General features: G+C 68.3%; 24 protein-coding genes and 1 pseudogene. 13 read left to right on the top strand and 12 right to left on the bottom strand.

Annotated elements, in window-relative coordinates:
- Positions 1 to 5 precede the first annotated feature (5 nt).
- A complete protein-coding gene (locus ACXC9Q_RS12780) occupies positions 6 to 344 on the top strand; it encodes a hypothetical protein (protein WP_457056684.1) in 339 nt (112 codons plus the stop codon).
- A 174-nt stretch (positions 345 to 518) separates the two neighbouring features.
- Here ACXC9Q_RS12780 and ACXC9Q_RS12775 read toward each other — a convergent pair whose 3' ends face one another.
- The gene (locus tag ACXC9Q_RS12775; RefSeq protein ID WP_457056683.1) at positions 519 to 4,433 is read right to left on the bottom strand and encodes a GH92 family glycosyl hydrolase; all 3,915 of its coding nucleotides are present in this window, start codon (positions 4,431 to 4,433) and stop codon (positions 519 to 521) included.
- A 310-nt stretch (positions 4,434 to 4,743) separates the two neighbouring features.
- Between ACXC9Q_RS12775 and ACXC9Q_RS12770 the strand changes: the two genes are divergently transcribed.
- Positions 4,744 to 5,643, top strand: a complete 900-nt coding sequence (locus ACXC9Q_RS12770) for an NAD-dependent epimerase/dehydratase family protein (protein ID WP_457056682.1) — start codon at positions 4,744 to 4,746, stop codon at positions 5,641 to 5,643.
- Positions 5,640 to 7,853, top strand: coding sequence for a glycosyltransferase family 2 protein (locus tag ACXC9Q_RS12765; protein ID WP_457056681.1), 2,214 nt, complete (start codon positions 5,640 to 5,642; stop codon positions 7,851 to 7,853). The genes ACXC9Q_RS12770 and ACXC9Q_RS12765 overlap by 4 nt, the downstream gene beginning before the upstream one ends.
- Here the strand turns inward: ACXC9Q_RS12765 and ACXC9Q_RS12760 are convergent.
- Positions 7,759 to 8,238, bottom strand: coding sequence for a GtrA family protein (locus ACXC9Q_RS12760; protein ID WP_457056680.1), 480 nt, complete (start codon positions 8,236 to 8,238; stop codon positions 7,759 to 7,761). The two genes, ACXC9Q_RS12765 and ACXC9Q_RS12760, sit on opposite strands and share 95 nt — an antisense overlap.
- Positions 8,239 to 8,397: 159 nt before the next feature.
- Between ACXC9Q_RS12760 and ACXC9Q_RS12755 the strand changes: the two genes are divergently transcribed.
- On the top strand, positions 8,398 to 9,555 hold the full coding sequence (locus ACXC9Q_RS12755; protein WP_457056679.1) for an NAD-dependent epimerase/dehydratase family protein: 1,158 nt from the start codon (positions 8,398 to 8,400) through the stop codon (positions 9,553 to 9,555).
- A gap of 68 nt (positions 9,556 to 9,623) precedes the next feature.
- Here ACXC9Q_RS12755 and ACXC9Q_RS12750 read toward each other — a convergent pair whose 3' ends face one another.
- The 5 genes from ACXC9Q_RS12750 to ACXC9Q_RS12730 all read right to left on the bottom strand — a co-directional run bounded on the left by ACXC9Q_RS12750 (position 9,624) and on the right by ACXC9Q_RS12730 (position 13,952).
- Entirely contained in the window at positions 9,624 to 9,992 is a 369-nt protein-coding gene (locus ACXC9Q_RS12750) for a VOC family protein (protein WP_457056678.1), read from the bottom strand.
- Positions 9,993 to 10,002: 10 nt separating this feature from the next.
- Positions 10,003 to 10,725: a methyltransferase domain-containing protein gene (locus tag ACXC9Q_RS12745; RefSeq protein WP_457056677.1), complete on the bottom strand. Its 723-nt coding sequence runs from the start codon at positions 10,723 to 10,725 to the stop codon at positions 10,003 to 10,005.
- A gap of 42 nt (positions 10,726 to 10,767) precedes the next feature.
- On the bottom strand, positions 10,768 to 11,769 hold the full coding sequence (locus ACXC9Q_RS12740) for an alanine racemase (RefSeq protein WP_329483050.1): 1,002 nt from the start codon (positions 11,767 to 11,769) through the stop codon (positions 10,768 to 10,770).
- Positions 11,770 to 11,773: 4 nt separating this feature from the next.
- Entirely contained in the window at positions 11,774 to 12,904 is a 1,131-nt protein-coding gene (locus ACXC9Q_RS12735) for a lipid II:glycine glycyltransferase FemX (protein WP_457056676.1), read from the bottom strand.
- Positions 12,905 to 13,031: 127 nt separating this feature from the next.
- A complete protein-coding gene (locus ACXC9Q_RS12730) occupies positions 13,032 to 13,952 on the bottom strand; it encodes an SDR family NAD(P)-dependent oxidoreductase (RefSeq protein WP_457056675.1) in 921 nt (306 codons plus the stop codon).
- A 124-nt stretch (positions 13,953 to 14,076) separates the two neighbouring features.
- Between ACXC9Q_RS12730 and ACXC9Q_RS12725 the strand changes: the two genes are divergently transcribed.
- The 3 genes and pseudogenes from ACXC9Q_RS12725 to ACXC9Q_RS12715 all read left to right on the top strand — a co-directional run bounded on the left by ACXC9Q_RS12725 (position 14,077) and on the right by ACXC9Q_RS12715 (position 16,716).
- Positions 14,077 to 14,643: a TetR/AcrR family transcriptional regulator gene (locus ACXC9Q_RS12725; protein ID WP_457056674.1), complete on the top strand. Its 567-nt coding sequence runs from the start codon at positions 14,077 to 14,079 to the stop codon at positions 14,641 to 14,643.
- Between the two features lie 120 nt (positions 14,644 to 14,763).
- Positions 14,764 to 15,479: pseudogene (locus ACXC9Q_RS12720) on the top strand (SDR family NAD(P)-dependent oxidoreductase).
- A gap of 31 nt (positions 15,480 to 15,510) precedes the next feature.
- Entirely contained in the window at positions 15,511 to 16,716 is a 1,206-nt protein-coding gene (locus ACXC9Q_RS12715; RefSeq protein ID WP_457056673.1) for an MFS transporter, read from the top strand.
- On the opposite strand, the gene ACXC9Q_RS12710 is transcribed toward ACXC9Q_RS12715, so the two are convergent.
- Entirely contained in the window at positions 16,685 to 17,230 is a 546-nt protein-coding gene (locus ACXC9Q_RS12710; protein WP_457056672.1) for an NUDIX domain-containing protein, read from the bottom strand. The genes ACXC9Q_RS12715 and ACXC9Q_RS12710 overlap by 32 nt on opposite strands.
- A gap of 25 nt (positions 17,231 to 17,255) precedes the next feature.
- On the opposite strand from ACXC9Q_RS12710, the gene ACXC9Q_RS12705 reads away from it, so the two are divergent.
- Positions 17,256 to 17,669 carry a hypothetical protein gene (locus ACXC9Q_RS12705; RefSeq protein WP_457056671.1) on the top strand — a complete coding sequence of 138 codons (414 nt, stop codon included), beginning with the start codon at positions 17,256 to 17,258 and terminating at the stop codon, positions 17,667 to 17,669.
- Here ACXC9Q_RS12705 and ACXC9Q_RS12700 read toward each other — a convergent pair.
- Together ACXC9Q_RS12700 and ACXC9Q_RS12695 are read right to left on the bottom strand one after the other, a co-directional pair.
- Complete coding sequence (locus tag ACXC9Q_RS12700; protein ID WP_457056670.1) at positions 17,650 to 18,453, bottom strand: deoxyribonuclease IV; 804 nt, start codon at positions 18,451 to 18,453, stop codon at positions 17,650 to 17,652. The genes ACXC9Q_RS12705 and ACXC9Q_RS12700 overlap by 20 nt on opposite strands.
- Before the next feature lie 30 nt (positions 18,454 to 18,483).
- Positions 18,484 to 18,984 (bottom strand): Lrp/AsnC family transcriptional regulator, encoded by a 501-nt coding sequence (locus ACXC9Q_RS12695; RefSeq protein ID WP_457056669.1) that lies wholly within the window; start codon positions 18,982 to 18,984, stop codon positions 18,484 to 18,486.
- A 94-nt stretch (positions 18,985 to 19,078) separates the two neighbouring features.
- On the opposite strand from ACXC9Q_RS12695, the gene ACXC9Q_RS12690 reads away from it, so the two are divergent.
- The 5 genes from ACXC9Q_RS12690 (at position 19,079) to rplI (ending at position 22,147) form a co-directional block, all read left to right on the top strand.
- Entirely contained in the window at positions 19,079 to 20,212 is a 1,134-nt protein-coding gene (locus ACXC9Q_RS12690) for an MFS transporter (RefSeq protein WP_457056668.1), read from the top strand.
- 197 nt (positions 20,213 to 20,409) lie between these two features.
- Complete coding sequence (gene rpsF / locus ACXC9Q_RS12685) at positions 20,410 to 20,700, top strand: 30S ribosomal protein S6 (protein ID WP_132211461.1); 291 nt, start codon at positions 20,410 to 20,412, stop codon at positions 20,698 to 20,700.
- A gap of 95 nt (positions 20,701 to 20,795) precedes the next feature.
- On the top strand, positions 20,796 to 21,377 hold the full coding sequence (locus tag ACXC9Q_RS12680; RefSeq protein ID WP_457056667.1) for a single-stranded DNA-binding protein: 582 nt from the start codon (positions 20,796 to 20,798) through the stop codon (positions 21,375 to 21,377).
- A gap of 75 nt (positions 21,378 to 21,452) precedes the next feature.
- Positions 21,453 to 21,686 (top strand): 30S ribosomal protein S18, encoded by a 234-nt coding sequence (rpsR, locus tag ACXC9Q_RS12675; RefSeq protein ID WP_012924539.1) that lies wholly within the window; start codon positions 21,453 to 21,455, stop codon positions 21,684 to 21,686.
- A 14-nt stretch (positions 21,687 to 21,700) separates the two neighbouring features.
- Positions 21,701 to 22,147, top strand: a complete 447-nt coding sequence (gene rplI / locus ACXC9Q_RS12670) for a 50S ribosomal protein L9 (RefSeq protein WP_328524773.1) — start codon at positions 21,701 to 21,703, stop codon at positions 22,145 to 22,147.
- A gap of 57 nt (positions 22,148 to 22,204) precedes the next feature.
- On the opposite strand, the gene ACXC9Q_RS12665 is transcribed toward rplI, so the two are convergent.
- Together ACXC9Q_RS12665 and ACXC9Q_RS12660 are read right to left on the bottom strand one after the other, a co-directional pair.
- Positions 22,205 to 22,351, bottom strand: coding sequence for a hypothetical protein (locus ACXC9Q_RS12665; RefSeq protein WP_457056666.1), 147 nt, complete (start codon positions 22,349 to 22,351; stop codon positions 22,205 to 22,207).
- 35 nt (positions 22,352 to 22,386) lie between these two features.
- The gene (locus ACXC9Q_RS12660) at positions 22,387 to 23,799 is read right to left on the bottom strand and encodes a hypothetical protein (RefSeq protein ID WP_457056665.1); all 1,413 of its coding nucleotides are present in this window, start codon (positions 23,797 to 23,799) and stop codon (positions 22,387 to 22,389) included.
- Positions 23,800 to 23,835: the final 36 nt, after the last annotated feature.

The raw sequence follows: 23,835 nt of genomic DNA, 5'->3' as shown, positions 1-23,835 counted from the left end.
ATGTCATGGAGGCCCGGGGGCGGTTGATCGGCAAGGTGGCGCTGCAGGCAGCGTTCGTCGGTGTCGTGGCGGGTGTCGCGTACGGACTGATGCTTCACCTGCAGGCCCCGTTGTGCCCTCCGACCGCGGTGGACTGCGCGGTCGAGAGCGGGGGGCCGCTGTTCGCCGTCCAGCTCGGTGGGCTCGCGACCGCGCTCGCAGTACCGGTGCTTGCACTCCGCTCGGGGCTCGGCTGGATGTTCACCGCTGCGGCCACCGCAGCGGTCCTGGTGCTGAACTTCGCATGGTTCGTGGCCACCGCCGCAGACCTGCCGGTGTCCGGCATGTGGACTCTTTTGCACTGAGGCAACCCCTGGCGACCTTCGAACGTCGTTAGAGATGAAGGGGTGGCAGTCCGGGCGGGGACCGCCACCCCTCATCGAATTTCCGGCGGAACCTTTCAGGGGCAGGCTCCGCCGGGCAAACGTCCGAGCGGGCGGCGGCGCGATGCCGCCGCCCTTGCCATGTCGCGACCTCGGTCAGCCGTAGTTGCGGTCGATCGACTGCGAAGGAGTCGGGCTCGGCTGGGTCTCCGCGACGCGCTTGTCGGTCGGATGCGTACCGGCCTCGACGCCCTTCAAGGTGCCGAGCAGTTCGATCTCGGACAGCGTGACGCCTGCCGCACCCGCGGCCGGCGTCAGCACCAGGCGGTACTGCGTGTAGGCCTTGGGCGACGCGACACTGAAGGACCGGGTGTACGACGTCCACGACCAGCTCTCACCGGTACGGCGATCCACTGCCGACCACGTCGTACCGTCGTTCGAGCCCTCCAGCACCCATGCGGACGGGGCCGCGCCCGTTGCTCCACTGGTCAGCGTGTACATGCCGACCGGCCGGCCCTGCGGCAGGGCGACCGTGACCGTCGGGGTGGCGCCGGTCAGCGTGACCTGGGTCTTGGAGTCGTTGTCGGTCAGCGCGGTCACATCTGTGTTGTCGGTGCCACCGGCACTGCTGATCACGGCACCGACGTCGGACGTCGAGTCCCGCCACGTCATCGGGTCCTCGCCGGGCGTGGTGATCGACGGCGGCGCGTCGTTCCGGCCGGTGCCCCACTTCGACGGCTTGTCGCCCATCTGGAACTCGATCTTGCCGCCGTTCGCGATCAGATCGTGGGGCAGCGCGGTCGAGGTCCACTTCTTCCCGTTCACGCGAACGCTCTGCACGTAGATGTTGCGCGAACTGTTGCCCGGCGCGTTGATCACCAGCTTCTTGCCACCGGCCAGCCGGACCGTCGCCTTGGTGAACAGCGGCGACCCGATCGCGTACGTCGGCGAGCCGACCTGCAACGGGTAGAACCCGAGCATGCTGAACAGGTACCACGAGGACATCTCGCCGTTGTCCTCGTCGCCCGGGTACCCCTGCCCGATCTCCGAGCCCAGGTACAGCCGGGACAGCACCTCGCGCACCTTCTCCTGCGTCTTCCACGGCTGACCCGCGAAGTCGTACATGTAGGTCAGGTGGTGCGACGGCTGGTTGCTGTGCCCGTACTGACCCATCCGTACGTCGCGGGCCTCGAGCATCTCGTGGATCGTGCCGCCGTACCCACCGGGGTGCAGTGCGTCCTCGGGGGTGCTGAACATCTCGTCGAGCTTCTTCGCCAGGCCGTCGCGGCCGCCGTACAGTGCGGCGATGCCGGCACCGTCCTGCGGCGCCGAGAACGCCATGTTCCACGCGTTCGTCTCGGTGTAGTCGTGACCCCAGTCCTGCGGGTCGAACGTGCTGGGCGAGTTGCCCCAGACGCCGTCCGGGCTCTTGCCCTGGAAGAAGTTGATCGCCGGGTCGAACAGCGTGACGTAGTTGCGGGCGCGGTTGATGAAGTACTTGTAGTTGTCCAGGTACTCCTGCTTGCGCGGGTCGCTCTTCTTCGCGGTGTCGTAGAGCTTCTTCGACATGTTCGCGATGCCGAAGTCGTTGATGTAACCGTCCATCGACCAGCTGAAGCCCTCACCGGTGCTGTTGGCCGTGTAACCGTTGAAGGTGGACAGGTCCATGCCCTTGCGGCCGACGTTCTGCGACGGTGGCACGACGGACGCGTTCTTGAGCGCCGCGTCGTACGCCGCCTGGACGTCGATGCCCTTGATCCCCTTCAGATACGCGTCCGCGAAGGCGACGTCGGACGACGTGCCGACCATCAGGTTCGCGTAGCCGGGAGAGGACCAGCGAGAGATCCAGCCGCCGTCCTTGTACTGCTGGACGAAACCGTTCACCAGGCTCGCCGCCTCGTCCTGGGCGAACAGCGAGTACGCCGGCCACACCGTGCGATACGTGTCCCAGAAGCCGTTGTTCACGTACGTCTGGCCGGCCACGATCTTGGAACCGGTCGTGGTCGGGGTGTCGGTGCCCACCTTCGGCGACGTCGGCGATGCGTAGGTGATCACCGGCTTCGACGCCGTGCCGGTGTTCTCCGAGCCGTTGTTCGGGTAAAGGAACAAGCGATAGAGGTTCGAGTACAGCGTCGTCAGCTGGTCGGCCGTCGCACCCTCGACCTCGATCGTGCGCAGCTTGGCGTCCCACAAGTCCTGCGCCGCGTCCTTGACGTGGGCGAACTTCGATCCGGCCGGCAGTTCGAGCTCGAGGTTCTTCTTGGCCTGCGCGGTGCCGATCAGCGAGGTCGCGATCCGGAGCTGGACCTGGGTGGCCTTCGGGTCGAAGGCGAAGTAGCCGCCGACATTCGCGCCGCCACCGTCGGACAGCTTGCCGGAGGCAACCACCTTCTGGTCCACCACGCCGTACACGAACAGCCGGCCGGCGCCGGTGGACAGTCCGCTCTTGATGTCGCTGAACCCGGTCACCACGCCGGTCTCCGGGTCGAGCGTCAGACCACCGCTGTCGCTGACGTTGTCGAACACGAGTGACGGCTTGCCGGCCGGGAAGCTGAACCGCAGCATCGCCGCGTGGTCGGTCGGTGCGATCTCGGCCGCGTTGCCGTTGTCGAACGTGACGCCGTAGTAGTACGGCCGGGCGATCTCGTTGTCGTGACTGAACGACCAGGCGCGCGCCTTGCGGTCCGCGGTCGGGGTCGTCGCGGTCGACGGCATCACCTGGAAGGTCTGCCGGTCACCCATCCACGGGCTGGGCTCGTGGCTGATCGACAGCGCTTGCATCGTGGGCTTGTTGGCCTCGTTGTTGCCCTTGGCGTAGTCGTACAGCCAGGACGTGGAGCCGGCGTTCGTCACCGGGGTCCAGAAGTTGAAGCCGTGCGGTACGGCGGTCGCCGGGAAGTTGTTGCCCCGCGAGAAGCCGCCGGTCGCGTTCGTGCCACGGGTGGTCAGCGCCAGGTCGGACGGGTGCTTGGCCGCGGTCTTCTGGGCCGCGCGGTCCGGGTTGATCGCGGCCGCGATCCGGACGTCGTCGACCCAGCCGCGGAAGTCGGCCGGCCCGGACGGCTTGTCGTAGCCGATCAGGATCCGCTGGATCGTCTTGCCGGCGGCCACCGTGCCGAGATCCGCCTCGACGTTGTTCCACTGGTTCGTCGACAGGCCCTTGGCGTCGCCCTGACCACGCGGGCTGAGGGTGAAGCCGTGGTGGTCCTTCGCGTTCAGGTCGCTCAGGTACGTCCCGTCCGAGAAGGCCAGGTCGAGGGCGGCGTACGTACTCGGGTAGCTCAGATCACCCTCGACGTGCTCGGGGAAGATCTTGTACGACAGCCGGGTGTCCTTGCTGACCTTCAGGTCGACGTCAGCGATCTTGTTCCAGGTGTAGCCGCGGCCCTCGGCCTCCTGGTGGCCGGCGTACCGGAACGACTTGACGCCGGTGAAGCCGACCCGGGCGCGAGCGTTGTAGGCGCTGGTCGGGCCGGAGTCCAGCCGCGACTCCGCGGTCAGGCCGGGTGGCGGCAGCGGCGCACCGTTGGACAGGTACCAGTCGGCCAACTGGACGATGTCCTCGCCGTGGTTCAGCGTGATGTCCAGCTTGAAGAACTTGTACGCCGTCTCGTTCGTGAAGCTGTACTCCTTGGTCTGGAAGCGGTTCTCGAAGCTCTCGCCGGTCCGGGTGTCCAGCGTGGTCCAGGTGGTCCCGTCGTTCGAGCCGGAGACGGTCCAGTTCTGCGGGTCGCGGCCGTCGGCGTCGTTGGCCGAGGTCAGCGCGTACTTGCGGATCACCACCGGGGCCGAGGTCTCGTAGACCAGCCAGCCGGTCGGCTCGAACACCAGCCACTTGGTGAACTTGTCACCGTCGGCCGCGTTGGTGGCGATCTCGCCGCCACCGGTGTTCTCGCCGTTCGCGGTCGCCTTGGTGACCTTGTCCATCTCGCTGCCGCCGATCCCGGTCGGCGTCGGGCCGCGGACACCGTCGGCGCGCGGCTTCCCGTCCGGGCCGGTCTCGACGGCGTCGGTGTAGCCGGGCTGCGGCTGCCCCGGCTCGAACGAGGTGAAGTACGAGGACCCGGACACGACCGGCTGATCCCCCTGCACTGTGGGTGAGACAGCATGCGCTGGCGCCATGGCAGACGACATTGTCACAACTAGCCCGAGAGACGCGACGAGCCCCAATGGGCGGCGGAGATCCATCTACGCTCCTTGCACGGCCGGACCGGCGCGACAGCGCGAGGCTGCCCGCCAGTTGGTTACGCGGCCCCGATGACAAGGTTGTCAGCCCGCGCCCGGGGCGATCCTGCCCATCATGATCACCCGGGGTCAAGGGTTCGTCGCGCACCGTTCGCCGGTGTCTTGCAGTTGGTCTGTGAGCGGTAGGTTGAGGGCCATGGACGAACGTGTGCTGGTCACCGGTGCGGCCGGGTTCATCGGGCGAGCCGTGGTGGCTGCCCTGCGGGGGCGTGGCGTTGCGGTGACCGCTGTGGATCGGGAGCCGCCGGACCCCTCGTGGGACGAGGGTGTCCACGTGGTGACCGGTGATCTGGCCGAGCAGGAGGTCTGTATCTCGGCCTTCGAGACCCGTCCGACCGCCGTCGTCCACCTGGCCGCACTGACCTCGGTGTTGCGCTCCGTGGATGCGCCGATGCAGACCTTCGCGCAGAACGTGACGATCACTCAGGTGCTGCTCGAACTGTCCCGGGGCAGTGGAGTCGATCGCTTCGTGCTCGCCTCGACCAACGCTGTGGTCGGCGACGTCGGTACGGCGACCATCACCGCGGACCTCCCGTTGCGGCCACTCACGCCGTACGGCGCGACCAAGGCGGCCTGCGAGATGCTGCTGTCGGCGTACTCCGGCAGCTATGGGATGGCCACCGCCGCACTGCGGTTCACCAACGTCTATGGCCCGGGCATGTCGCACAAGGACAGCTTCGTGCCGCGGATGATGCGGGCCGCGCTGACCGGGACCGGCGTCCGGGTGTACGGCGACGGGAAGCAGCGGCGGGATCTGGTGTTCATCGACGACGTGGTGAACGGCGTACTGCTCGCACTGGACACCAAGTACGACGGCCGCGCGATCATCGGGTCGGGTCGGTCGGTGTCTGTGCTCGAGATGATCGACACCGTGCGTACCGTGACCGGTCAGGCGGTTCCGGCCGAGCACATCGAGGCGCCGGCCGGTGAGATGCCGGCGGTCGTCGTCGACATCACCAACGACCTCGGCTACACGCCGACGGTATCGCTGGAGGATGGGCTCGACCGCACGTGGCAGTACTTCCGCGCACAGTGAAGAGGCTGCTCAGAACGCATTGGCTGCTCGCCGTCTTCCTGGTGGCGGGCATAGTGCTGCGTGTCCTGGCGACCATCGCGTACCAGCCTGCGATCGTCTACACAGACTCGGTGCAGTACCTGAACAACATGGGCAAGCTGAGCCCTGACCAGCTCAACCCGATCGGCTACGACTTCGTCCTGGGTCCCATGGTCTGGCTCGGCGGCCTCACGTTCGTCGTGATCGTGCAGCACGTGGTCGGACTGCTGCTGGGCGTTGCGATCTACGCACTGGCCCGCCGGCTGACCGTCTACCGCTGGCTGGCCGCGCTGGCGGCCGCACCGATCCTGCTCGACGCCTACCAGGTGCAGATCGAGCAGAACATCATGGCCGAGACCACCTTCGACGTACTGCTGGTGGCGGTCCTCTGGCTGCTCCTCGGCCGCGGTGCACCCGGCTGGAAGCGTGCGGCCCTCGCAGGCGTCCTGATCGGCGCCGCGTTCACGGTCCGCGCGATCGGCATGGTCTTGCTCGTCGCCGTCGTGCTCTACCTGATTGTCGTCGGCAACGCCTGGCGCAAGCGCCGCCTCGATCTCGTACGACGTACTGCCGCAGCCATAGCGGGGTTCGCTGTCGTGTTCGGGGCCTACGCGATCTACTACCACGCGGACACGGGCCGGTGGGGTTTCACCGGGGCTGAGAACCAGGTGCTCTACGGACGGACCGCGGTGGTCGCCAACTGCGCCAAGCTGCCGCTCAACGAGGGCACCGCGCTGTTCTGTCCCAAGGAACCGCTGGGCCACCGCCTCGGCGTGGACAAGTACGCCCACAATCACTATGGCGATCCGAACTGGCCTGGACCGTTGCCACCCGGCACCACCAAGCGGCAACTGGCCACGGAGTTCGCCCGGCTCGTCATCCGGCATCAACCGCTCGATGTCACCTGGGCTGCGCTGAAGGACTTCGCCAAGGGCTTCGCACCGACGCGGACCACGTCGCCGGACGACGTACCGCTGGACCGCTGGCAGTTCCAGCTCACGTATCCGAACCTGCAGGACCCCAACACCGCCAACGCTGCGGTGAGGTGGGGCGGGTCGGAGCCGCACGTCGTACGGGTGCCCGCTGAGATCCTGCGCGCGTACCAGCTGCACGGCGGCTACACGTCCGGCAGCCTGCTCGGTCTCTCCGTACTGATCGCTCTGGCCGCGGTGGCCGGACTGGGCCGCGCGAAGACGTCCGGCCTCCGATCGGCTGCACTGCTACCCGCTGCGGCTGGTGTGATCCTGCTGCTGGGATCGGCGGCGTTCGAGTTCTCCTGGCGCTATCAGTTGCCGGCCCTCGTGTTCTTCCCGCTCGCGGGAGCCATCGGGCTGCGTGCGCTGTTGGGCAAGGACCAGGCGCGTCCGGCGATGGCGGACTACCCGGATGCCGTGGATTCCCGTGCTGTGAAGGATTTCGGGAAGCCCGATCTTGCGCCGGTCGTCGTGGTGATCGCGGCGTACAACGAGGCCGGCGGGATCGGCGCGGCGCTCACCAACATGCCGCGCACCTGCGAGGACCTGCCGGTCGACGTCCTCGTCGTCGTGGACGGGTCCACCGATGACACTGCCGAGATCGCCCGCAAGCACAGGGCTTTCGTGTGCGTTGCCCCGAGCAACCGTGGTCAGGGTGCGGCGCTTCGGCTCGGGTATCACCTCGCTGCCGAGGGCGGCGCGCGGTACGTCGTGACCACCGATGCGGACGGGCAGTACGACAACGACGAGCTCGACGTACTCCTGAAGCCGATCCTGGACGACGAGGCCGACTTCGTCACCGGATCGCGGCGGCTCGGAGCCGAAGACGCAGACAGCCGGTTGCGATGGGTCGGCGTGCGGGTGTTCGCCGTACTGGCGTCGGTCCTGACCCGGCGGAAACTCACGGACACCTCGTTCGGGTTCCGCGCGCTGCGGGCGGAGCTGGCGACCGCGGTGACCTTGCGGGAGCCGCAGTACCAGTCGTCGGAGTTGTTGCTCGGAGCACTCGCTCTCGGCGCGCGCGTGGTGGAACTGCCGATGACGATGCGCCGCCGGGGCGACGGGACCAGCAAGAAGGGCCCGGGCCTGGTGTACGGCGCGAACTACGGCCGGGTGATGACCACTACCTGGCTGAGGGAATACGTGCTGGGACAGGGTCGGCGACGGCGGCAGGCTTGGCGAACACCAGCCGATCGAACAGCACGAACTTCAGGATGAACAGCACGCCGTACGTGCCGAAGTAGGAGCCGGTGACCAGCACCGTCTTCCAGGCGTGCGAATCGATCCCCTGGACCAGGTGATCGGTCGCCGTGGTGACCAGTGCGGCGGTGACCGCCGAGCCGATCACGATCATTGCGTACGGCAACAGCCGACCCTGGCGGCCCCAGGCCCAGCGGCGGCTCAGCAGGTAGTTCGGGACCGCGCCGGCCAGCCACGCGACCAGGGTCGCCGCGACGGCGGAGGCCCCGAGCCAGTAACAGAGCGCGAACGCGACCTGGCTGACCACGACGGCGACTACGGAGGATGCCGAATACCTCGCCCAGAGCAACAATCGGCTCCGGCGCGGGCCGAGTCTGCTCCGGACCTTGGTGAGTGCACGCATCGCGGCCTATTCTGCACCTCCACACCAACTCTGGGCAGGTCGACCGAGATTCACAGCCAATTGCCAGGTTCTGAGTGGGGCTGGTCACGTTAGGGGAGCGGTTACTCGGGATAGGAAGGAATAGTGACAGCCAACGTCCCATCGGAAGGCGGCCGAGCCGTGCGCGTACTAGTTCTGGGCGGTGACGGTTACTTAGGGTGGCCGACCGCGCTGCATCTGTCCGACCGCGGCCACGAGACGGCCGTCCTCGACAACTTCGCCCGGCGCGGCTACGACCGCGAGTTGGGTGTGCAGAGCCTGGTGCCGATCCAGGACCTCGACGTCCGGGTGGCTGCCTGGGAGGAGGTCTCTGGCCGGCGGATCACGTCGTACGTCGGCGACCTGCTGGACGCGGGCCTCGTCTACCAGGTGCTGGAGGAGTTCCAGCCGGACGCGATCGTGCACTTCGCCGAGCAGCGGGCAGCGCCGTACTCGATGATCGATCGCGAGCACGCCGTCTACACCCAGCACAACAACGTGGTCGGCACGCTGAACCTGATGTACGCCATCGCCGAGACGAACCCGGACATCCACCTGGTCAAGCTCGGCACGATGGGCGAGTACGGCACGCCGAACATCGACATCGAGGAAGGCTGGCTGGAGGTCGAGCACAACGGCCGCAAGGACCGGATGCTCTACCCGAAGAAGCCGGGCTCGTTCTACCACCTGAGCAAGGTGCACGACTCGCACAACCTCGAGTTCGGCTGCCGCGTCTGGGGACTGCGCGTCACCGATCTCAACCAGGGCGTGGTCTACGGGCAGCAGACGGACCAGACCGTGCGGGACGCGCGGCTGGCGACGCGGTTCGACTACGACGCCGTCTTCGGCACGGTGCTCAACCGGTTCGTCATCCAGGCCGTGCTCGGTGAGCCGCTGACGGTCTACGGCGCCGGCGGTCAGACCCGCGGTCTGCTGGACATCCGGGACACGGTCGAGTGCATCCGGCTCGCGGTCGAGAACCCGGCCGACGCCGGCGAGTTCCGGGTCTTCAACCAGATGACCGAGAGCTACTCGGTCGCCCAGATCGCGGAGAAGGTCGCGGAGTGCTTCCCCGGCCCGGTCCAGGTCGAGCACCTGGAGAACCCGCGGGTCGAGCAGGCCGAGCACTATTACAACGTCAAGCACACCGGCCTGGTCGGCCTCGGCCTGCAGCCGCACCTGCTGTCGGACACCCTGATCGACTCGATGTTCGACATCGTCGCCGCGAACAAGGACCGCGTCGACCCGGCCGCCCTCCTCCCGACCGTCCGCTGGAAGGGCCACCTCAAACAGCGGTAGGTGTCTGATGGTCCCCCGCCGGCCGCGCGGCACTCGGCGCGGCGCTGGACCATCAGACACGCCCCGCCCTAGACGAAGAAGCAGAAGATGTGGCCGACCGGGTCGGCGTAGACGCGGACGTTGGGGAGCGGCTGGAAGTCCATCAGCCGTGCCCCGGCGTCGATCGCGCGCCGGTGTCCCGACTCGAGGTCGGTGACCTGGAAGTCGAGATGCAGTTGCATCTGCTGCTTCTCCGCGGTACTCGGCCAGGTCGGCGTCTGATAGGCGGGCTCACCCTGGAACGACAACTTGGTGCTGCCGTCGGGGCCGATCACGGTCGCCCAGTCCTCTTCGTCGTCGCCCAGGTCCCAGCCGAGCAGCCGGGTGTAGAACCGCGCCAACTCCCGCGCGTCCGGCGCGTCCAGTACGACGCCTTTCAACGGAATCTTCTCGTTCATGCCCGGAACGTTAACGGCGGCCACCGACAAGCACCGTCGGGATGGCGGCGAGGAACCGGTCCCGCCGTCCCCGGTCCGCTTGCTCGGTGAGCCAGGCCTCGGCATCTTCCTGGGTGATCAGGGCCTCGTCGACCGCGGCCGCCGCCGCGCCCTCGAACTGAGCAGCCATGAGGCGGTGATCCGTCACGACCTCCGTGCGTACGACGACCTCGACGTCACGGAACCCGGTGTCGAGGAGGAGGTAGCGCAGGCTGCGCGCCGCACGCGGCGACACGGACCGCGACTCCAGGCCGAGCAGGACGACGTCGGTCAGGTCCTGGTCGGAGCTGTCCATGAGCAGGAAGCCGTAGTCCTGCCCGCCGAGCACGATTCGTCCACCGGGCCGGAGCACCCGCCACGCCTCGGCCACGGTCGGAACCGGGTCCTCGAGCAGGTGGAAGAGCCCGACGGCCCGGTAGCCGTCCATCGACTCGTCCTCCAACGGCAGGTCATCGGACCGTGCCACGTGAAACATTGCCCCAGGCGCCCTGACCTGCGCCGACTCGATCGCTTCGGGGTCGGTGTCCACGCCGGTCACCTTCAGCCCCTTGGCCGCCAGTTCGGCGACCGCGTGCCCGGCCCCGCAGGCGACGTCCACGCAGGTGCCGCCCCGCTTCAGTCCGAGCAACCGGTACGACTCCGCCCGGAGCTCCGCTGCTCCGGGCCGCTCCTCGATCCGTTCCAGAAAGCCCATGCCACCACGCTGCAACTTCAGGTGCACCTGAAGTCAACACCACTAGTCCATGGACACCTTGTCGAAGCTGGTGGTGGTGAAGCGGACGTCGACGCCGACGGTGTCGCCGACCGCCGGGGGTGCCACCGACGACGGCAGGAACAGCATGCTGGCCTGCATGTGCGGCGGCTCGGCGAACCAGCGCTGCTTGCCCTCGATGGTGAACGGCGACAACGCCATGCCGGCCGCGTCGAGGCTGCCCTTCGCCATGGCGATCGCCCGCTGACGGACGGACGCCGCAGCGGTGGGGGCCTCCAGGCCGACGCCGTGGGCCGTGCCGCCCGACACCACCAGAATGTGACCGTCCCCGCTGACCCGCCGCTGCCGGTAACCGACCCGCTCGCCGCGGCGCACCGAGTGCACGTCGAGCACGGTCGCGCGGACCGTCAGCGCACCGCGGTCGCCGAGCCACAGCCCGGTGCCCATCCGCAGCTTCACGCTCTCGCCGATGTCGGCCAGCTTCTGCGACGGTACGTGCGACACCCACAGGGTGCCCTTGCGGACGTCGAGCGCCGCCTTGGCCAACTGCTGCGCTTCCCTCAGGTTGGCCGACGTACCGCCGGCGCCCATCGGGAAGTGCAGCGACCAGCCCTCGAACTTGATCCGGTCGAGCGCGTTCAGCAGCATCGTGTGCCGCAGTTCGCGCGCGCCGATGCCGTGCCGCCGCATCGAGGTCATCACCTCGATCAGCACCCGGCTGCCGGCCGGGATCGAGACCAGGTCCGCCAGCCGGCTGACCGTGTGGATCACGTTCTTGCTTTGCGGGACATCCAGGAACGGCCGCCACGGCGAGAGTACGACGATGTCCTCGCGCGGGTCCGGCGGCACCTCGAAGTACGTCCCGACCGCGACCGTGCGGGCGCCGAGCGCGCGTGACTCGGCCAGCAGCCGCTGGTTGCCGAACCCGTACCCGTTGCCCTTGGCGACCGGAATGATGTCGGGGTTCCACGTGGAACGCAGGTGATCACGCCATCGATCGGAATCGACGTGCAGGACTAGGGGCATGGTGTCAACGCCGTCTCATGTAGAGGTCGAATGCGGTGTAGAGCGCCTTGTTCAACGGCAGATCCCACTCACCGACGTACTCGACGGCCTCGCCGCCGGTGCCGACCTTGAACTGGATCAACCCGACATGCGGGTCGTTCGGGTCCAAGGTGTCGGTGATGCCCCGTAGGTCGTACACGGACGCACCCGCCGCGAGCGCGTCCGTCATCATCCGCCACTGGATCGCGTTCGATCCACGGACGTCACGCTTGGCGGTCGAGCTGGCCCCGTAGGAGTACCAGGAGTGACCGCCGACCCGGACCCAGATGGTCGACGCGACCAGGTCGCCTTCGTGGTAGGCGTTGTAGATCCGGAAGTCACAACAGTCGGCCGGCTGGTTCGCCATCGCCGTGTGCATCTTCTCGAAGTACGGCAGCGGCCGCGGCGTGAAGTGGTCCCGCTCCGCGGTCTCGACGTACAGCTGGTGAAAGGCCTTGAGGTCCTCGACGCCGCCCTGCGTCACCTCGACGCCGGCCTTGTCCGCCTTCTTGATGTTGCGCCGCCACAGCTGGTTCATGCCCTTCAGCAGGTCGTCCTGGCTGCGGCCGGCCAGCGGGACCTGGAACACGTACTGCGGTTGCCCGGCGGCGAACCCTTCACCGACCCGCGGCGCCTTCCAGCCGAGCTTGCGCAACTGCGCGGTCACGATCTCACCGGACGGCTCGATCACATCCGGCCGGACGTCGCCGAGCTTCGGCTGCTGGCCGCCGGCGATCGCGTCCTTGATCGTCTTCGCGCCCCACCGCCGCGTCGGCACCGGCGGGCCCATGCGTACGCCGAACGCCCCGCGCTGCTGCAGATGCGCGGCCAGCGGGCGCAGGTACCGACCGAGGTCGACGGCGTCCCAGTCGATCACCGGGCCCTCGGGCAGATACGCGAGATAGCGCTTCACCTTCGGCATCTGCCGGTACAGCACCAGTCCCACGCCGAGCAGTTCGCCCGGGTTGGAAGCGTCGTACCAGCCGAGCGACTCCGCCTTCCATTCATTCTTCACCGCGGCCCAGCCAGGGGTCTGCAGGAAGCTCGCCGCCGGCTGCGCCGCGATGTACGCAGCGTGCTCGTCGGTCGAGATGGTCCGGATGCTCAAGTCACTCACGGTCGGTCAGGTTACCGGCCCGGAGCCTTTATCCGTAGCCGAGCCGGTGCCTGATCAAACCCACCTTGAGAACCCACCAACCACTTTCCGGGGCGGAGAACGGTTGATCGGTGCTCAAGGTCGGCCGTCAGCCGGCCAGGAGCTTCTCCGAGAGATCCCACAACTGAGTGGCCGACTCCGGATCGAGCGCGTACGGCGCGACGCCGTGCATCGGATCGGCCTCCGTCGCAGCCGGCGCCTCGTTGTTGTCCTCGAAGTACCGGCCGGTGACGCCGTGGACGAGCGGCGACGCGGCCAGCAGAACCGAGGTCGACGCGCCCTGCTCGACGGTCTTCCACTGGAAGCGGTCCCACGCCTTCTGCACGTCGTCCGGAACGTGCCGTTGCAGGGCGGTCCGGATCCCGCCGGGCATCAGGGCGTTGGCGATGATGCCGTCACTCGCCCAGCGCTTGGCCGCCTCGACGGCGAACAGCACGTTGGCCGTCTTCGACTGCCCGTACGCCGCCCATGCCTCGTACGGCCGGTGGTCGAAATGGATGTCGTCGAAGTGGATGTCCGAGCGCAGGTGCGCGCTGGAGCTGACCGAGACGATTCGAGCATCCCCGGCGGCGGCGAGTGCGTCGTACAGGCCGAGCGCCAGGCCGAAGTGGCCGAGGTGGTTGGTGGCGAACTGGTGCTCCCACCCTTCGGGCGTGCGGTTGAGCGGCTCGGCCATCACGCCGGCGTTGTTCACGAGGATGTGCAGCGGGCCGGTCCAGCTCGCGGCGAACGCCCGGACCGAGGCGCGGTCCGCGAGCTCGATCGGCGCGACGAAAACGTGGTTGTTGCCGGTGCTCTCGATGATGCCGGCCGCTGTGCGCTCACCCAACGCGGTGTTGCGGACGGCGAGGGTGACCTCGGCGCCGGCCGACGCGAGCGCGCGGGCGGTCTCGACGCCGATTCCGGACGCGCCGCCGGTGACGACGGCCCGGCGGCCGGTCAGGTCGACGCCTGCGACCACCTCGGCGGCGGTGGAGTCATTGCTGAAGGGGGTGGTGATCCTGCTCATCAGGGCTGTCCTGTTCTGCGAGCTACGCTGTAAGCGGAGGAGCCTCCGGTAATTCCCAGTTAACTGGAGGAACCTCCGCTTATCAAGTCCGCTAGGGTCTGAAGACGCGTTTGAGGAGGGGGAGATGACGGGCACCACCGAGCGCCCGCTGCGCGCGGACGCCCAGCGCAACCGCGACCAGATCCTGGTCGCCGCGTCCGCCGCGTTCTCGAACTGCGGTCTGGAGGCGACGCTGGAGGGGATCGCCAAGGACGCCGGCGTCGGCATCGGCACGCTGTACCGGCACTTCCCGACCCGGGAGCTGCTGATCGAGGCGGCGTACCGGAACGAGCTTGCCGTGGTCTGCGCCGCGGCCCCCGAGTTGCTCGACAAGATGCCGCCGGCCGAGGCGCTGCGGGCCTGGATGGATCGCTTCGTCGACTACATGACCCGCAAGCTCGGTATGGCCGACGCGCTCCGCGCGGTGATCGCGTCGGGCGCGAACCCGTACGCCCAGAGCTTCGAGCTCCTGGTCGGTGCGATCAAACGCCTGCTGGACGCGGGCGTGGCCGCCGGCGAGATTCGTCCCGACGTCTCGGCCGACGACGTCCTGGTCAGCCTGAGCGGCGTCGCCCTCGCGGCCGGCTCCAAACGCGACCAGGCCGACCGGCTGCTCAACCTCCTGCTGGACGGCCTCCGCTACCGCGCCTGAGCGGCGTCGCCCTCGCGGCCGGCTCCAAACGCGACCAGGCCGACCGGCTGCTGAACCTCCTGCTGGACGGCCTCCGCTACCGCGCCTGAGCGGTGTCCACCGGGCTTCTAGGGTGGAGCGGTGCGGAGAGTGGCGTTGGTGACGGGGTCGGCTTCTGGGATCGGTGCGGCGACGGCGCGGCGGTTGGCCGCGGACGGGATGACCGTAGCGGTGCATTCGCGTTCCACTCGGGATGCCGGCGAGGCGTTGGCCGCGGAGCTCGGGGGGCGTATCACCAGGCCGATCTCTCCGACGACGCGGCGGCGAGTGCCTTGGTCCCGAGTGTGCTGGCCGAGCATGGGCAGCTCGACGTACTCGTGAACAACGCGGGGATCAGCTGGCCGGTGCCGCATGCGAAGCTGGACGGATTGACCGCGGACGACTGGCGGCGACTGCTCGACGTCAACCTGATCGCGCCATGGCTGTTGTGTACGGCGGCCCTCCCCGCGCTCACCGAATCGGGCGGATGCATCGTCAACGTCACCAGCCATGCCGGCGTCCGGCCGAAGGGCAGTTCGGTCGCGTACGCCGCCTCGAAAGCCGCACTGAATCACGTGACCAAGCTGCTGGCCGCCGCTCTCGGACCGTCCGTCCGAGTCAACGCAGTGGCGCCCGGCCTGGTCGACACGCCCCTCACCGCATCGTGGACCGAGGCGCAAGAGCTGTGGAAAACCTCGAGCCCGATGCGTCGCGCGGCACAGCCCGCGGATGTCGCGGACCTGATCTCGGCACTTGTCCACAACACGTATCTGACGGGTGAAGTCGTTTTGCTGGACGGCGGTCTGAACCTGCGCTGATTCTGTCGGTGCCGCCTCCTACGATCGCGGGATGTCTTTGGGTCGAGACTTCCACCGGTTGTGGGTTGCGTTCACTGTCAGCGCTTTCGGATCGGCGGTCGGTCTCGGTGCCCTGCCGCTGATCGCCGTACTCGCGCTGGACGTCAGCACCTTCCAGGTGTCCATGCTTTCCGCGTTGTCCGCGGTCGGTGCCGTGCTCGGCCTGCCGCTGGGTGACTTCATCGAGCAGCGGCGCAAACGGCCCGTGATGATCACCGCGGACCTGGCCCGGTTCGTCGTACTGGGCTCGGTCCCGGTCGCGGCGGTGTTCGACGCCCTGACCTACCTCCAGCTCTGCGTGGTGGGCGCCGTCCAGGCCGCTGCGATGATCGCGTTCCAGGCGGCGAGTGGCGCGCACTTGAAGGCGCTGGTCCCGGCCGAAGGGCGGCTCGAGGCGAACAGCCGGTTCGAGCAGACCAACTGGATCACGCTGAGCGTGGGCCCGGCGATCGGTGGTGCGCTGGTCAGCCTGGTCGGCGCGACTGCCACTCTGGCCGTCGACGCGGTGTCGTTCCTGCTGTCGGCCCTCGGCGTCCGGCGGATCCAGCAGCCCGAACCGGTGCCGGTACGGCGGGACGGGAAGGCAGACTTCACCGCCGGGTGGCGATACATCCTGCGTCATCGCGGACTGCGGGCACTGTTCTGGAACTCGCAACTGTTCGGCGGACCGGTGATGATGACGGTGCCTCTGCTGACGGTCTTCATGCTGCGCGACCTCGGCCTGGCTCCGTGGAGCTATGGGGTCTTCCTCGCGGTGTCGTGTCTGGGCGGTGTGCTGGGAGCCCACCTGGCGCCTGGCCTCACCCGTCGGTACGGACTGCATCGGATGCTCATCGTGTTCGGCGTCCTGCGGGCTCCCTGGCTGCTGCTGTTCCCGTTGGCGCCGCACGGTTTCAGTGGGCTTGTGCTGCTCACTGCGGCCGAGACCGGCCTGCTGGTGGCCGCCGGTGCCTTCAACCCGTCGTTCGCGACGTACCGGATGGAGGTGACCGAGGACGGTTTCATGGCCCGGGTGGTCGGCTCATGGTCGATCAGCTCGCGGTGTGTGCAGCCTGCCTTCATGGCGCTGGGTGGTGTGCTGGCGGCGCTGATCGGTGTGCGGGGCGCGCTGTGGTTCGCGGGTGCGTCCTGCCTGCTGAGTGCTGTCGTGCTGCCGTGGCAGTCGACTAAGCCAGTCCCATTGCCTGAGCCAGCCTGACCTGACTGCCCATCGTCCCGCCGTCGGCCTTGGCGTCGAGGTAGTCGGCCGCCTGGTCCGGTGGCAGGACGAGAACCTCGGTCACCTGCTCGCCGTCGTCGGGGTTGGTCGGCTGTCCGTCGACCACGACGTCCGCGACGACTGTCGCCCAGTAGGAGATCGGGTGCGGCAGATGCGGGCGGTACGGCGTGGGCCGGCGGTGCTCGGCCCGGTGAGCGCCGAGCCAGGTCAGCGGTCCGGTCAGCCGGGCGCCGGCCTCCTCGATGAGCTCGCGGTGCACGAGGTGCTCGATGGTTTCGTTCGGCTCGCGAGTCCCACCGGGCAGGAAGCGCCAGCCCAGATCGTTGCTGCAGACAACGATCCCGCCGTCGGCCCGGCCGATGACGTGCACGTTGCTGATCAGCTCGTCGGCCGGCTCCTCGGTCGAGTACCGGACGTCGACCTCACCCCAGGCCCAGTGGTCCGGCGCGAAGAGCTCGGGGAACCGTTCGGCCCAGGTCTGCATGCGCGTCATTCTCTCCTGCGCTACCGTCGCCCCCATGGCGCCCTCGGAACCGGACCCCGTGCCTGATCCTGAGCGGGCCCGCCAAACGACGACGCGGCTGCTCTGGGCCTGCGCCGTACTCACCCTGCTCGTCGGCGTCTTCCAACTGTCCGGCATCCTCAGCGATGCCGACGGGTACGACGGACTGGCCTGGGTCGGCGTGGTCGTCGAGGCCGTGTGCCTGCTGGCGTTGATCGCCGTCTACAGCGCGTGCGCTCTCGACCGGCTCACGCTGCGCGCCCGCGTGCTCCAGCGCTTCGACCTCTTCCAGGTCACGACCGTCCTACTCGTGCTCGCGATCGTCGCCGGCATCCCGATCCACAGCACGACTGCCTTGGCCCTGCTGCTCCCGTGGGGGCTGGCCTACTGGCTGCACCACCTCAACGCACCTACTTCAAGTGCGCCCTGAGGTAGTCGATGTCGGCCTTCTGGCCGTGATCGGCGTTCGGGGTCTCGACGACGACCGGGGCGCCGGCGGCCTGCACCACCGCGACGATGTCGGCCGGGTCGATGTGGCCCTCCTCGAAGTTGCTGTGCCGGTCGGCGCCGGAGCCGAACTCGTCGCGTGACCCGTTGGCGTGCACCAGGTCGATCCGCCCGGTGATCGCCAGCACCTTCTCGACGATCGTGGTCAGCTCCTCACCGGCCGCGTGGAAGTGGCAGGTGTCGAGGCAGAAGCCGACGTTCTCCAGGCGGTCGTTGCCGGAGGCCTGCACCGCGTCCCACAGCCGGGCGATCCGGTCCAGCTGCCGGGCCATCGCGTTCTCGCCGCCGGCCGTGTTCTCGATCAGCAGCGGGACCGGCAGTTCGGCGCGCTCGATGCACTTGCGCCAGTTGTCGAAGCCGGCCTCGGGGTCGTCCTTGTCGCCGACGTGCCCGCCGTGCACGATCACGCCCTTCACGGCGATCTGGGCGGCCTTGTCGAGTGTCTGTTGCAGCAGCTTGCGGCTCGGGATCCGGATCCGGTTGTTCGTGTTCGCCACGTTCAGCCGGTACGGCGCGTGCACGTACAGATCGACGCCCGCCGCGGCCGCCCGCTCGCGCAGTGCCTCCTCGCCGTCGGCGTACGCGAGCTTCGGCGCCTTGTAGTCCTGCGGGTTCCCGAGGAAGAACTGCACCAGGTCGGCACCGCGATCGGCCGCCTCGGCCAGCGGGTCCTGCTGATCGACGTGGGCACCCAGCTTGAAACTCATGAACCCACCCTAGAACTGTCCACGGACAGTTCAGGAACCCCATCCCGCCGAGCGGGTCACCGGCCGTGTCTCCTGCGCAGGCGGTTGGACCGGGCGCCCCTCGAACTCTGTGGACAGGACGACGTGGGTATTCATCTCACCGTGTTCACCGAGGCGTTCGAAGAGGCCCTCGAGGTGGCGCATGGAGGTGACGCGGACCCGGAGCATCGAGCAGGAGTTGCCGCTGAGCTTGTGGATCTCGAGGACCTCCGGGAAGTCCTCAGCCCGCGTGGTCTTGAGCAGGCAGCGCCCGGTCGTGCAACGCATCTGGACGAACGCGGACAGCGGCTGACCGGCCCGGGCCGGATCCACCTGCGCCCGGTAGCCGGTGATCACACCGGCCTCCTCGAGCCGTCGTACGCGGTCCGCGACCGCAGGCGGCGAGAGGTTGACCCGCTTGCCCAGCTGGTTGAACGACAGCCGCCCGTCGGCCTGCAGTTCGGCGAGGATCTGCCAGTCGGTGGGGTCCAGGTCTCGCTCCTGAAAGGTCATGTCCCCAGAACACCTTCGACATCGGTCCTCCGCAAGGCCGGATGCCTTGTTTCGGGCATTCAGCACGGGCGGAGGCCTTTCTAGCGTGGTTGGCATGCTGATCCCCGTCGTTCTCGCCGCCGCCTTGATGAACGCCGCCATGGTCGCCGCCAGCGCGGTGAGCACCATCCTGATCGCCGACGATCTCAGCCCGGCCCTGGCCGGTCTGCCCAACACTGCAGGGGTTCTCGGCACCGCAGTCGGCGCCATGGTGGTCGGCTGGTGGACTGCTCGCCTTGGACGTGCCCACGCACTCCGCACCGGGTACGGCGTGGGTGTCTCCGGTGGAGCGCTGACAGTGCTCGCCGCAGTGGGCGCGCCGGTGGCGCTGCTGTTCATGGGCATGTTCCTGCTCGGCGTCGGCAACGCTGCGAGCCTGCTGTCCCGGTACGCCGCCGCAGACGTCGTACCGCCGTCCCGACGCGCGTGGGCCATGAGCACAGTCATCTGGGCCAGTACGGCGGGTGCTGCCGGCGGTCCGTTCCTGATGGCGCCATCCCAGTCGTTTGCCACGTATCTAGGCCTACCTGCGGTCGCCGGACCCTTTCTGCTCGCCGTGGCCGCCGTCTTCGCCGCACTCGTCGCGTCGACCTACATCCGGGCCGGTCAGCCCGCAGCCGAGCCGGAACTCGACCACCACGAGTCCTCCGCGCCGTCTCGTCGTACGTCGGTTGTGCTGGCCGCCGGCGTGATGATCGTCGGGCATCTGGTGATGGTCGCGCTGATGACTGCTGTGCCTGTGCATGCTCATCTGCACGGCGACGGTCTCGGCGTGCTCGGAGTGATGCTGTCGGCTCACACCCTCGGGATGTTCGCCCTGTCTCCACTGACCGGCTGGTTGATCGACCGCTCCGGACCTCGGCCGGTGATGCTCGCCGGACTCGCCCTTCTGCTGGTGTCGGCCCTGCTGATCAGCCAGGCCGGTCTGGCCTTCACTCCGGCACTGTTCCTGCTCGGCTACGCGTGGAACCTCTGCTACCTCGGTGGCAGCGCGCAACTGGCCGGCACCGACCTCGAGAGCAGGGTCGAGTCGTCGACCTGGACCGTTGCCGCGCTGGCGACAGCCGCCTCACCGTGGCTCTTCACGCTCGGCGGGTTCCCGTTGCTCGCGGTCATCTCGGCGGTTGTCGCCGTACCGTTGCTCGTGCTGGTGGCCCGCTGGACCACCCCCGCAACCGCCTGTCGGTGACAGAGAGTCACCGAAACAGGCCTGTGGATATGGTCAAGACGGGGTCCGGACGCTGGTATTCTCTTGGATGTGGCCCGGTCCATCGACCGGGCTCGTTGCTTGGCGTCGACGGCAAGTGTCGGCGCGGAGCACCCCGCATCGCCCTCCTGCCACGGAGAGACCGTGGCCGCCAAGTCCGAAGGAGGTGGAGTTCGCGCATGCGTCGTTATGAAGTCATGGTGATCCTCGACCCTGAGCTCGATGAGCGCACCGTGGAGCCTTCCATCGACCAGTACCTGAACATCGTCCGCAAGGAAGGTGGCACGGTCGAGAAGCTCGACATCTGGGGTCGTCGCAAGCTTGCCTATGACGTGAAGAAGAAGGCCGAAGGCATCTATGCCGTCATCGACCTGACCGCCGAGCCGGCGGTGGTGAAGGAGCTCGACCGTCAGCTCACGCTGAACGAGTCGATCCTCCGCACCAAGGTCATCCGGCCGGACCAGCACTGACCCTGGGGTCGTCAGCAGCCATCGGTACTGTCGGCGCCAGCCGCTACTACTGATAGCTGTAGACACAGTCACACCCGATAGCAGGAGGAACGGCAATGGCAGGCGAAACCGTCGTCACACTGGTCGGCAACCTTGTCGACGATCCTGAGCTCCGGTTCACCCCGTCCGGCGCCGCCGTCGCGAACTTCCGGATCGCGTCGACGCCGCGGACGTACGACCGGCAGACAGGTGAATGGAAGGACGGCGAGTCGCTGTTCCTGAGTTGTTCCGTCTGGCGCCAGGCCGCGGAGAACGTGGCCGAGTCGCTGCAGCGTGGCATGCGCGTGATCGTGCAGGGCCGGCTCAAGTCCCGTTCGTACGACGACCGTGAGGGCAACAAGCGCACGGTCTTCGAGATCGACGTGGACGAGGTCGGTCCGAGCCTGCGCAGCGCCACCGCGAAGGTGACCCGGGCGATGCGCTCGGGCCCCGGCGGCGAAGGTGGCGGCGGTGGCTTCGGTGGTGGCGGTGGCGGTGGCGGCAACCAGGGTGGTGGCTTCGGCGGCGGCCAGGGTGCCGCTCCGCAGAACGACCCCTGGGCGACCCCGCAGGGACAAGGCGGTGGCGGCCAGGCCGCTCCGCAGAACGACCCCTGGGCAAGCCAGGGCGGCGGCTCGTTGGAGGAGCCCCCGTTCTGATCCGGTCCGGGTCGTGACCAGGTAAGACAGACCATTCCGGCATGTGCCGGGCTCTGGAAGGAAGAGAGCACCACAATGGCCAAGATCATTCGGAAGCCGAAGAAGAAGGTTTGCGGCTTCTGCAAGGACAAGGCAACGTACGTCGACTACAAGGACACCGCGCTGCTGCGCAAGTTCATCTCGGACCGCGGCAAGATCCGCGCCCGCCGGGTGACCGGGAACTGCGTGCAGCACCAGCGCGACGTGGCCACCGCAATCAAGAACGCTCGTGAGGTGGCCCTGCTGCCGTACACGAGCACGGCTCGCTGAGGGAGGCGCGGACCATGAAGCTCATCCTGGCGCAGGAGGTCGAGAACCTCGGAGCTCCCGGCGACATCGTCGAGGTGAAGGACGGCTACGGCCGCAACTACCTGGTTCCGCGTGGCCTGGCCATCGGCTGGACCCGCGGCGCCGAGAAGCAGATCCAGTCGATCAAGCGGGCGCGCGACGCCCGGGCGATCCAGGGCAAGGAGCACGCGAGCGAGGTCAAGAACCAGCTCGAGCAGCTCACCGTCACACTGGATGTCAAGGCCGGTGACACCGGTCGCCTGTTCGGCTCGGTCACCCCGGCCGACATCGCCGCGGCGATCAAGTCCGCCGGCGGCCCGCTGGTCGAGAGGCGCGCGATCGCGATCGAGTCGCCGATCAAGACCACCGGTAAGCACCAGGTCTCCGTCCAGCTCCACCCCGAGGTGGCCGCCACGGTCCGCCTCGAGGTCGCGGCCGTCTGACCTCAGCAACGCCTCAAGGCCCGTGCCTCCCGCAAGGGGGACACGGGCCTTGGTGTTTCACTCTGCCGGTAGGACTTTCGGCCAGCTGACCGGAGCCGGGTCCGATTGGTCGCCGGTATCCGGTTGGTCGATCTTGGGCCACGTCACCGGCTCCGGATCGTTGTCCGCCCGCGCCTGCGCCGACGGCACCAGCAGCACCGTCACCGCCAGCACCCCGGACACAACCCGCCCGAGCGGCCTCATTGCTTGTCCAGAGCGAAGAGGACGGAGTTCTGTACGACGATGGCGTGGCCCCCGGCGAGCCCCCAGGGGCGCGCGGTGTCGTTGGTCAGCGTGTGCGAGGTATGACCTGGCGTGACAGCGACCAGATCGTTGCGAACGGTCCCGTAGATCGTCGTGGCGGTGATCGACACCGGCTTGAAGTCGGCGTAGTGGAACGACTTCCGGGCGGTGAAGTCGATGAGGCACTCACCCCAGGCCGCGACGTTGCCGGCCGTGTCCGGGACCCATTGCCAGTCGCCCACGTTGTCCGCGCTGGTGGGCTGGCACGTCGCGACGGCGGAGCCGTTCGCGGTCGAGTGCACGGCGGGGATCACGGTGTCCGCGGTCGCCGTCTTCCACAGCACCAGGGCGCGGCCCGGGCTGGCGGACACCACGTGATCGATGCCCTTGGCACCGGACGGCGGCTTGAGCTTGACCTCCTGCAGGGGCTTGTCCGGCTCGCTCCAGTACAGCGGCCCCTGGTACCGCGACATCAACGCGCGGCTGCCCTCGGCCAGCAGGATGGTGGACGAACGCGGCTGGTTCGGCACCGCCTTCAGCTTGCCGCCGGAGATGACGCTGGCTCCGGCCGTTTCGCCCATCTGCACCAGCGGCGAGCCCCCGAAGAACTGCAGGTCCGCCGAGTCCGGCAGCTCGACCTCGTTCGGCAGGGCGCCGTCGCCGGCCCAGTAGTACAGCGTGTTCTCCGTCGCCACCGCGACGACCCGCTTGGAGTCGATGGTGGTGTAGATCGGGCTCCCGACCTGTGACGGCACCTTGTCCTGCCAGAGCACCTTGCCGTTGCCGTCGAACACGGCGAGCTTCGAGTCCGGCGTCAGTACGGCGACCTCGGTGCCGTCCGGGGACACCGCGGGCGTCGAGTCGGGCGCGATGTCGACTGTCCAGCTCGCGTTGGCCGACCAGCCCAGCGGGACCGGCCGGGCGACGAACTGATCCGGCCCGACGCTCGGCGTGGGCAGTGCCGGCAGCTTCGGCGACGCGGTCGGCGTGGCCACGCCGTCGCCCTTGCTGAACACCAGCAGGTAGACCGCCGTACCGGCGATCAGCGCACAGGCGACCACGGCCGCCACGATGATCGGCCAGATCGGCTTGTTGCCGCCGCGGCCCCTGCCGCCGCCGTCCGGCTCGACCGCGTCGACCCGGCCGTCCGGGTGGATGATCAGCGGCCAGGAGGCGCCGTCGGACTCGACCGCGGTCGCCTTCACCGGGCGGCCGAGCTGCCCGGCCCGCTCGCTGACCAGCGCGATCGCGGCCTGCCGCGGGTCGTGATGGTTGACCGGATGACTGCGGCCGGCGATCTTCACCTCGGCGTTGTGGTCGTCGTACAGCCGAATCGTGACCTTGGGCCAGGACGGGATCTTCTCAGCCACGATGACCTCTCATTCCCGCCACAGAACTCCCTCGCT

Source organism: Kribbella sp. CWNU-51 (genome assembly GCF_054073265.1).
This window is presented reverse-complemented; position numbering and strand designations above follow the sequence as displayed.

Excerpts from the sequence above, each read along its gene's own strand:
- ACXC9Q_RS12695 (WP_457056669.1), bottom strand. The coding sequence starts at position 18,984 with ATGACCTTTCAGGAGCGAGACCTGGACCCCACCGACTGGCAGATCCTC.
- ACXC9Q_RS12725 (WP_457056674.1), top strand. The coding sequence starts at position 14,077 with ATGACGGGCACCACCGAGCGCCCGCTGCGCGCGGACGCCCAGCGCAAC.
- ACXC9Q_RS12680 (WP_457056667.1), top strand. The coding sequence starts at position 20,796 with ATGGCAGGCGAAACCGTCGTCACACTGGTCGGCAACCTTGTCGACGAT.
- ACXC9Q_RS12705 (WP_457056671.1), top strand. The coding sequence starts at position 17,256 with ATGGCGCCCTCGGAACCGGACCCCGTGCCTGATCCTGAGCGGGCCCGC.
- ACXC9Q_RS12710 (WP_457056672.1), bottom strand. The coding sequence starts at position 17,230 with ATGACGCGCATGCAGACCTGGGCCGAACGGTTCCCCGAGCTCTTCGCG.
- ACXC9Q_RS12745 (WP_457056677.1), bottom strand. The coding sequence starts at position 10,725 with ATGGGCTTTCTGGAACGGATCGAGGAGCGGCCCGGAGCAGCGGAGCTC.
- ACXC9Q_RS12690 (WP_457056668.1), top strand. The coding sequence starts at position 19,079 with ATGCTGATCCCCGTCGTTCTCGCCGCCGCCTTGATGAACGCCGCCATG.
- ACXC9Q_RS12760 (WP_457056680.1), bottom strand. The coding sequence starts at position 8,238 with ATGCGTGCACTCACCAAGGTCCGGAGCAGACTCGGCCCGCGCCGGAGC.
- ACXC9Q_RS12750 (WP_457056678.1), bottom strand. The coding sequence starts at position 9,992 with ATGAACGAGAAGATTCCGTTGAAAGGCGTCGTACTGGACGCGCCGGAC.
- rplI (WP_328524773.1), top strand. The coding sequence starts at position 21,701 with ATGAAGCTCATCCTGGCGCAGGAGGTCGAGAACCTCGGAGCTCCCGGC.
- ACXC9Q_RS12700 (WP_457056670.1), bottom strand. The coding sequence starts at position 18,453 with ATGAGTTTCAAGCTGGGTGCCCACGTCGATCAGCAGGACCCGCTGGCC.
- ACXC9Q_RS12770 (WP_457056682.1), top strand. The coding sequence starts at position 4,744 with ATGGACGAACGTGTGCTGGTCACCGGTGCGGCCGGGTTCATCGGGCGA.
- ACXC9Q_RS12780 (WP_457056684.1), top strand. The coding sequence starts at position 6 with ATGGAGGCCCGGGGGCGGTTGATCGGCAAGGTGGCGCTGCAGGCAGCG.
- ACXC9Q_RS12715 (WP_457056673.1), top strand. The coding sequence starts at position 15,511 with ATGTCTTTGGGTCGAGACTTCCACCGGTTGTGGGTTGCGTTCACTGTC.
- rpsF (WP_132211461.1), top strand. The coding sequence starts at position 20,410 with ATGCGTCGTTATGAAGTCATGGTGATCCTCGACCCTGAGCTCGATGAG.
- rpsR (WP_012924539.1), top strand. The coding sequence starts at position 21,453 with ATGGCCAAGATCATTCGGAAGCCGAAGAAGAAGGTTTGCGGCTTCTGC.
- ACXC9Q_RS12740 (WP_329483050.1), bottom strand. The coding sequence starts at position 11,769 with ATGCCCCTAGTCCTGCACGTCGATTCCGATCGATGGCGTGATCACCTG.
- ACXC9Q_RS12730 (WP_457056675.1), bottom strand. The coding sequence starts at position 13,952 with ATGAGCAGGATCACCACCCCCTTCAGCAATGACTCCACCGCCGCCGAG.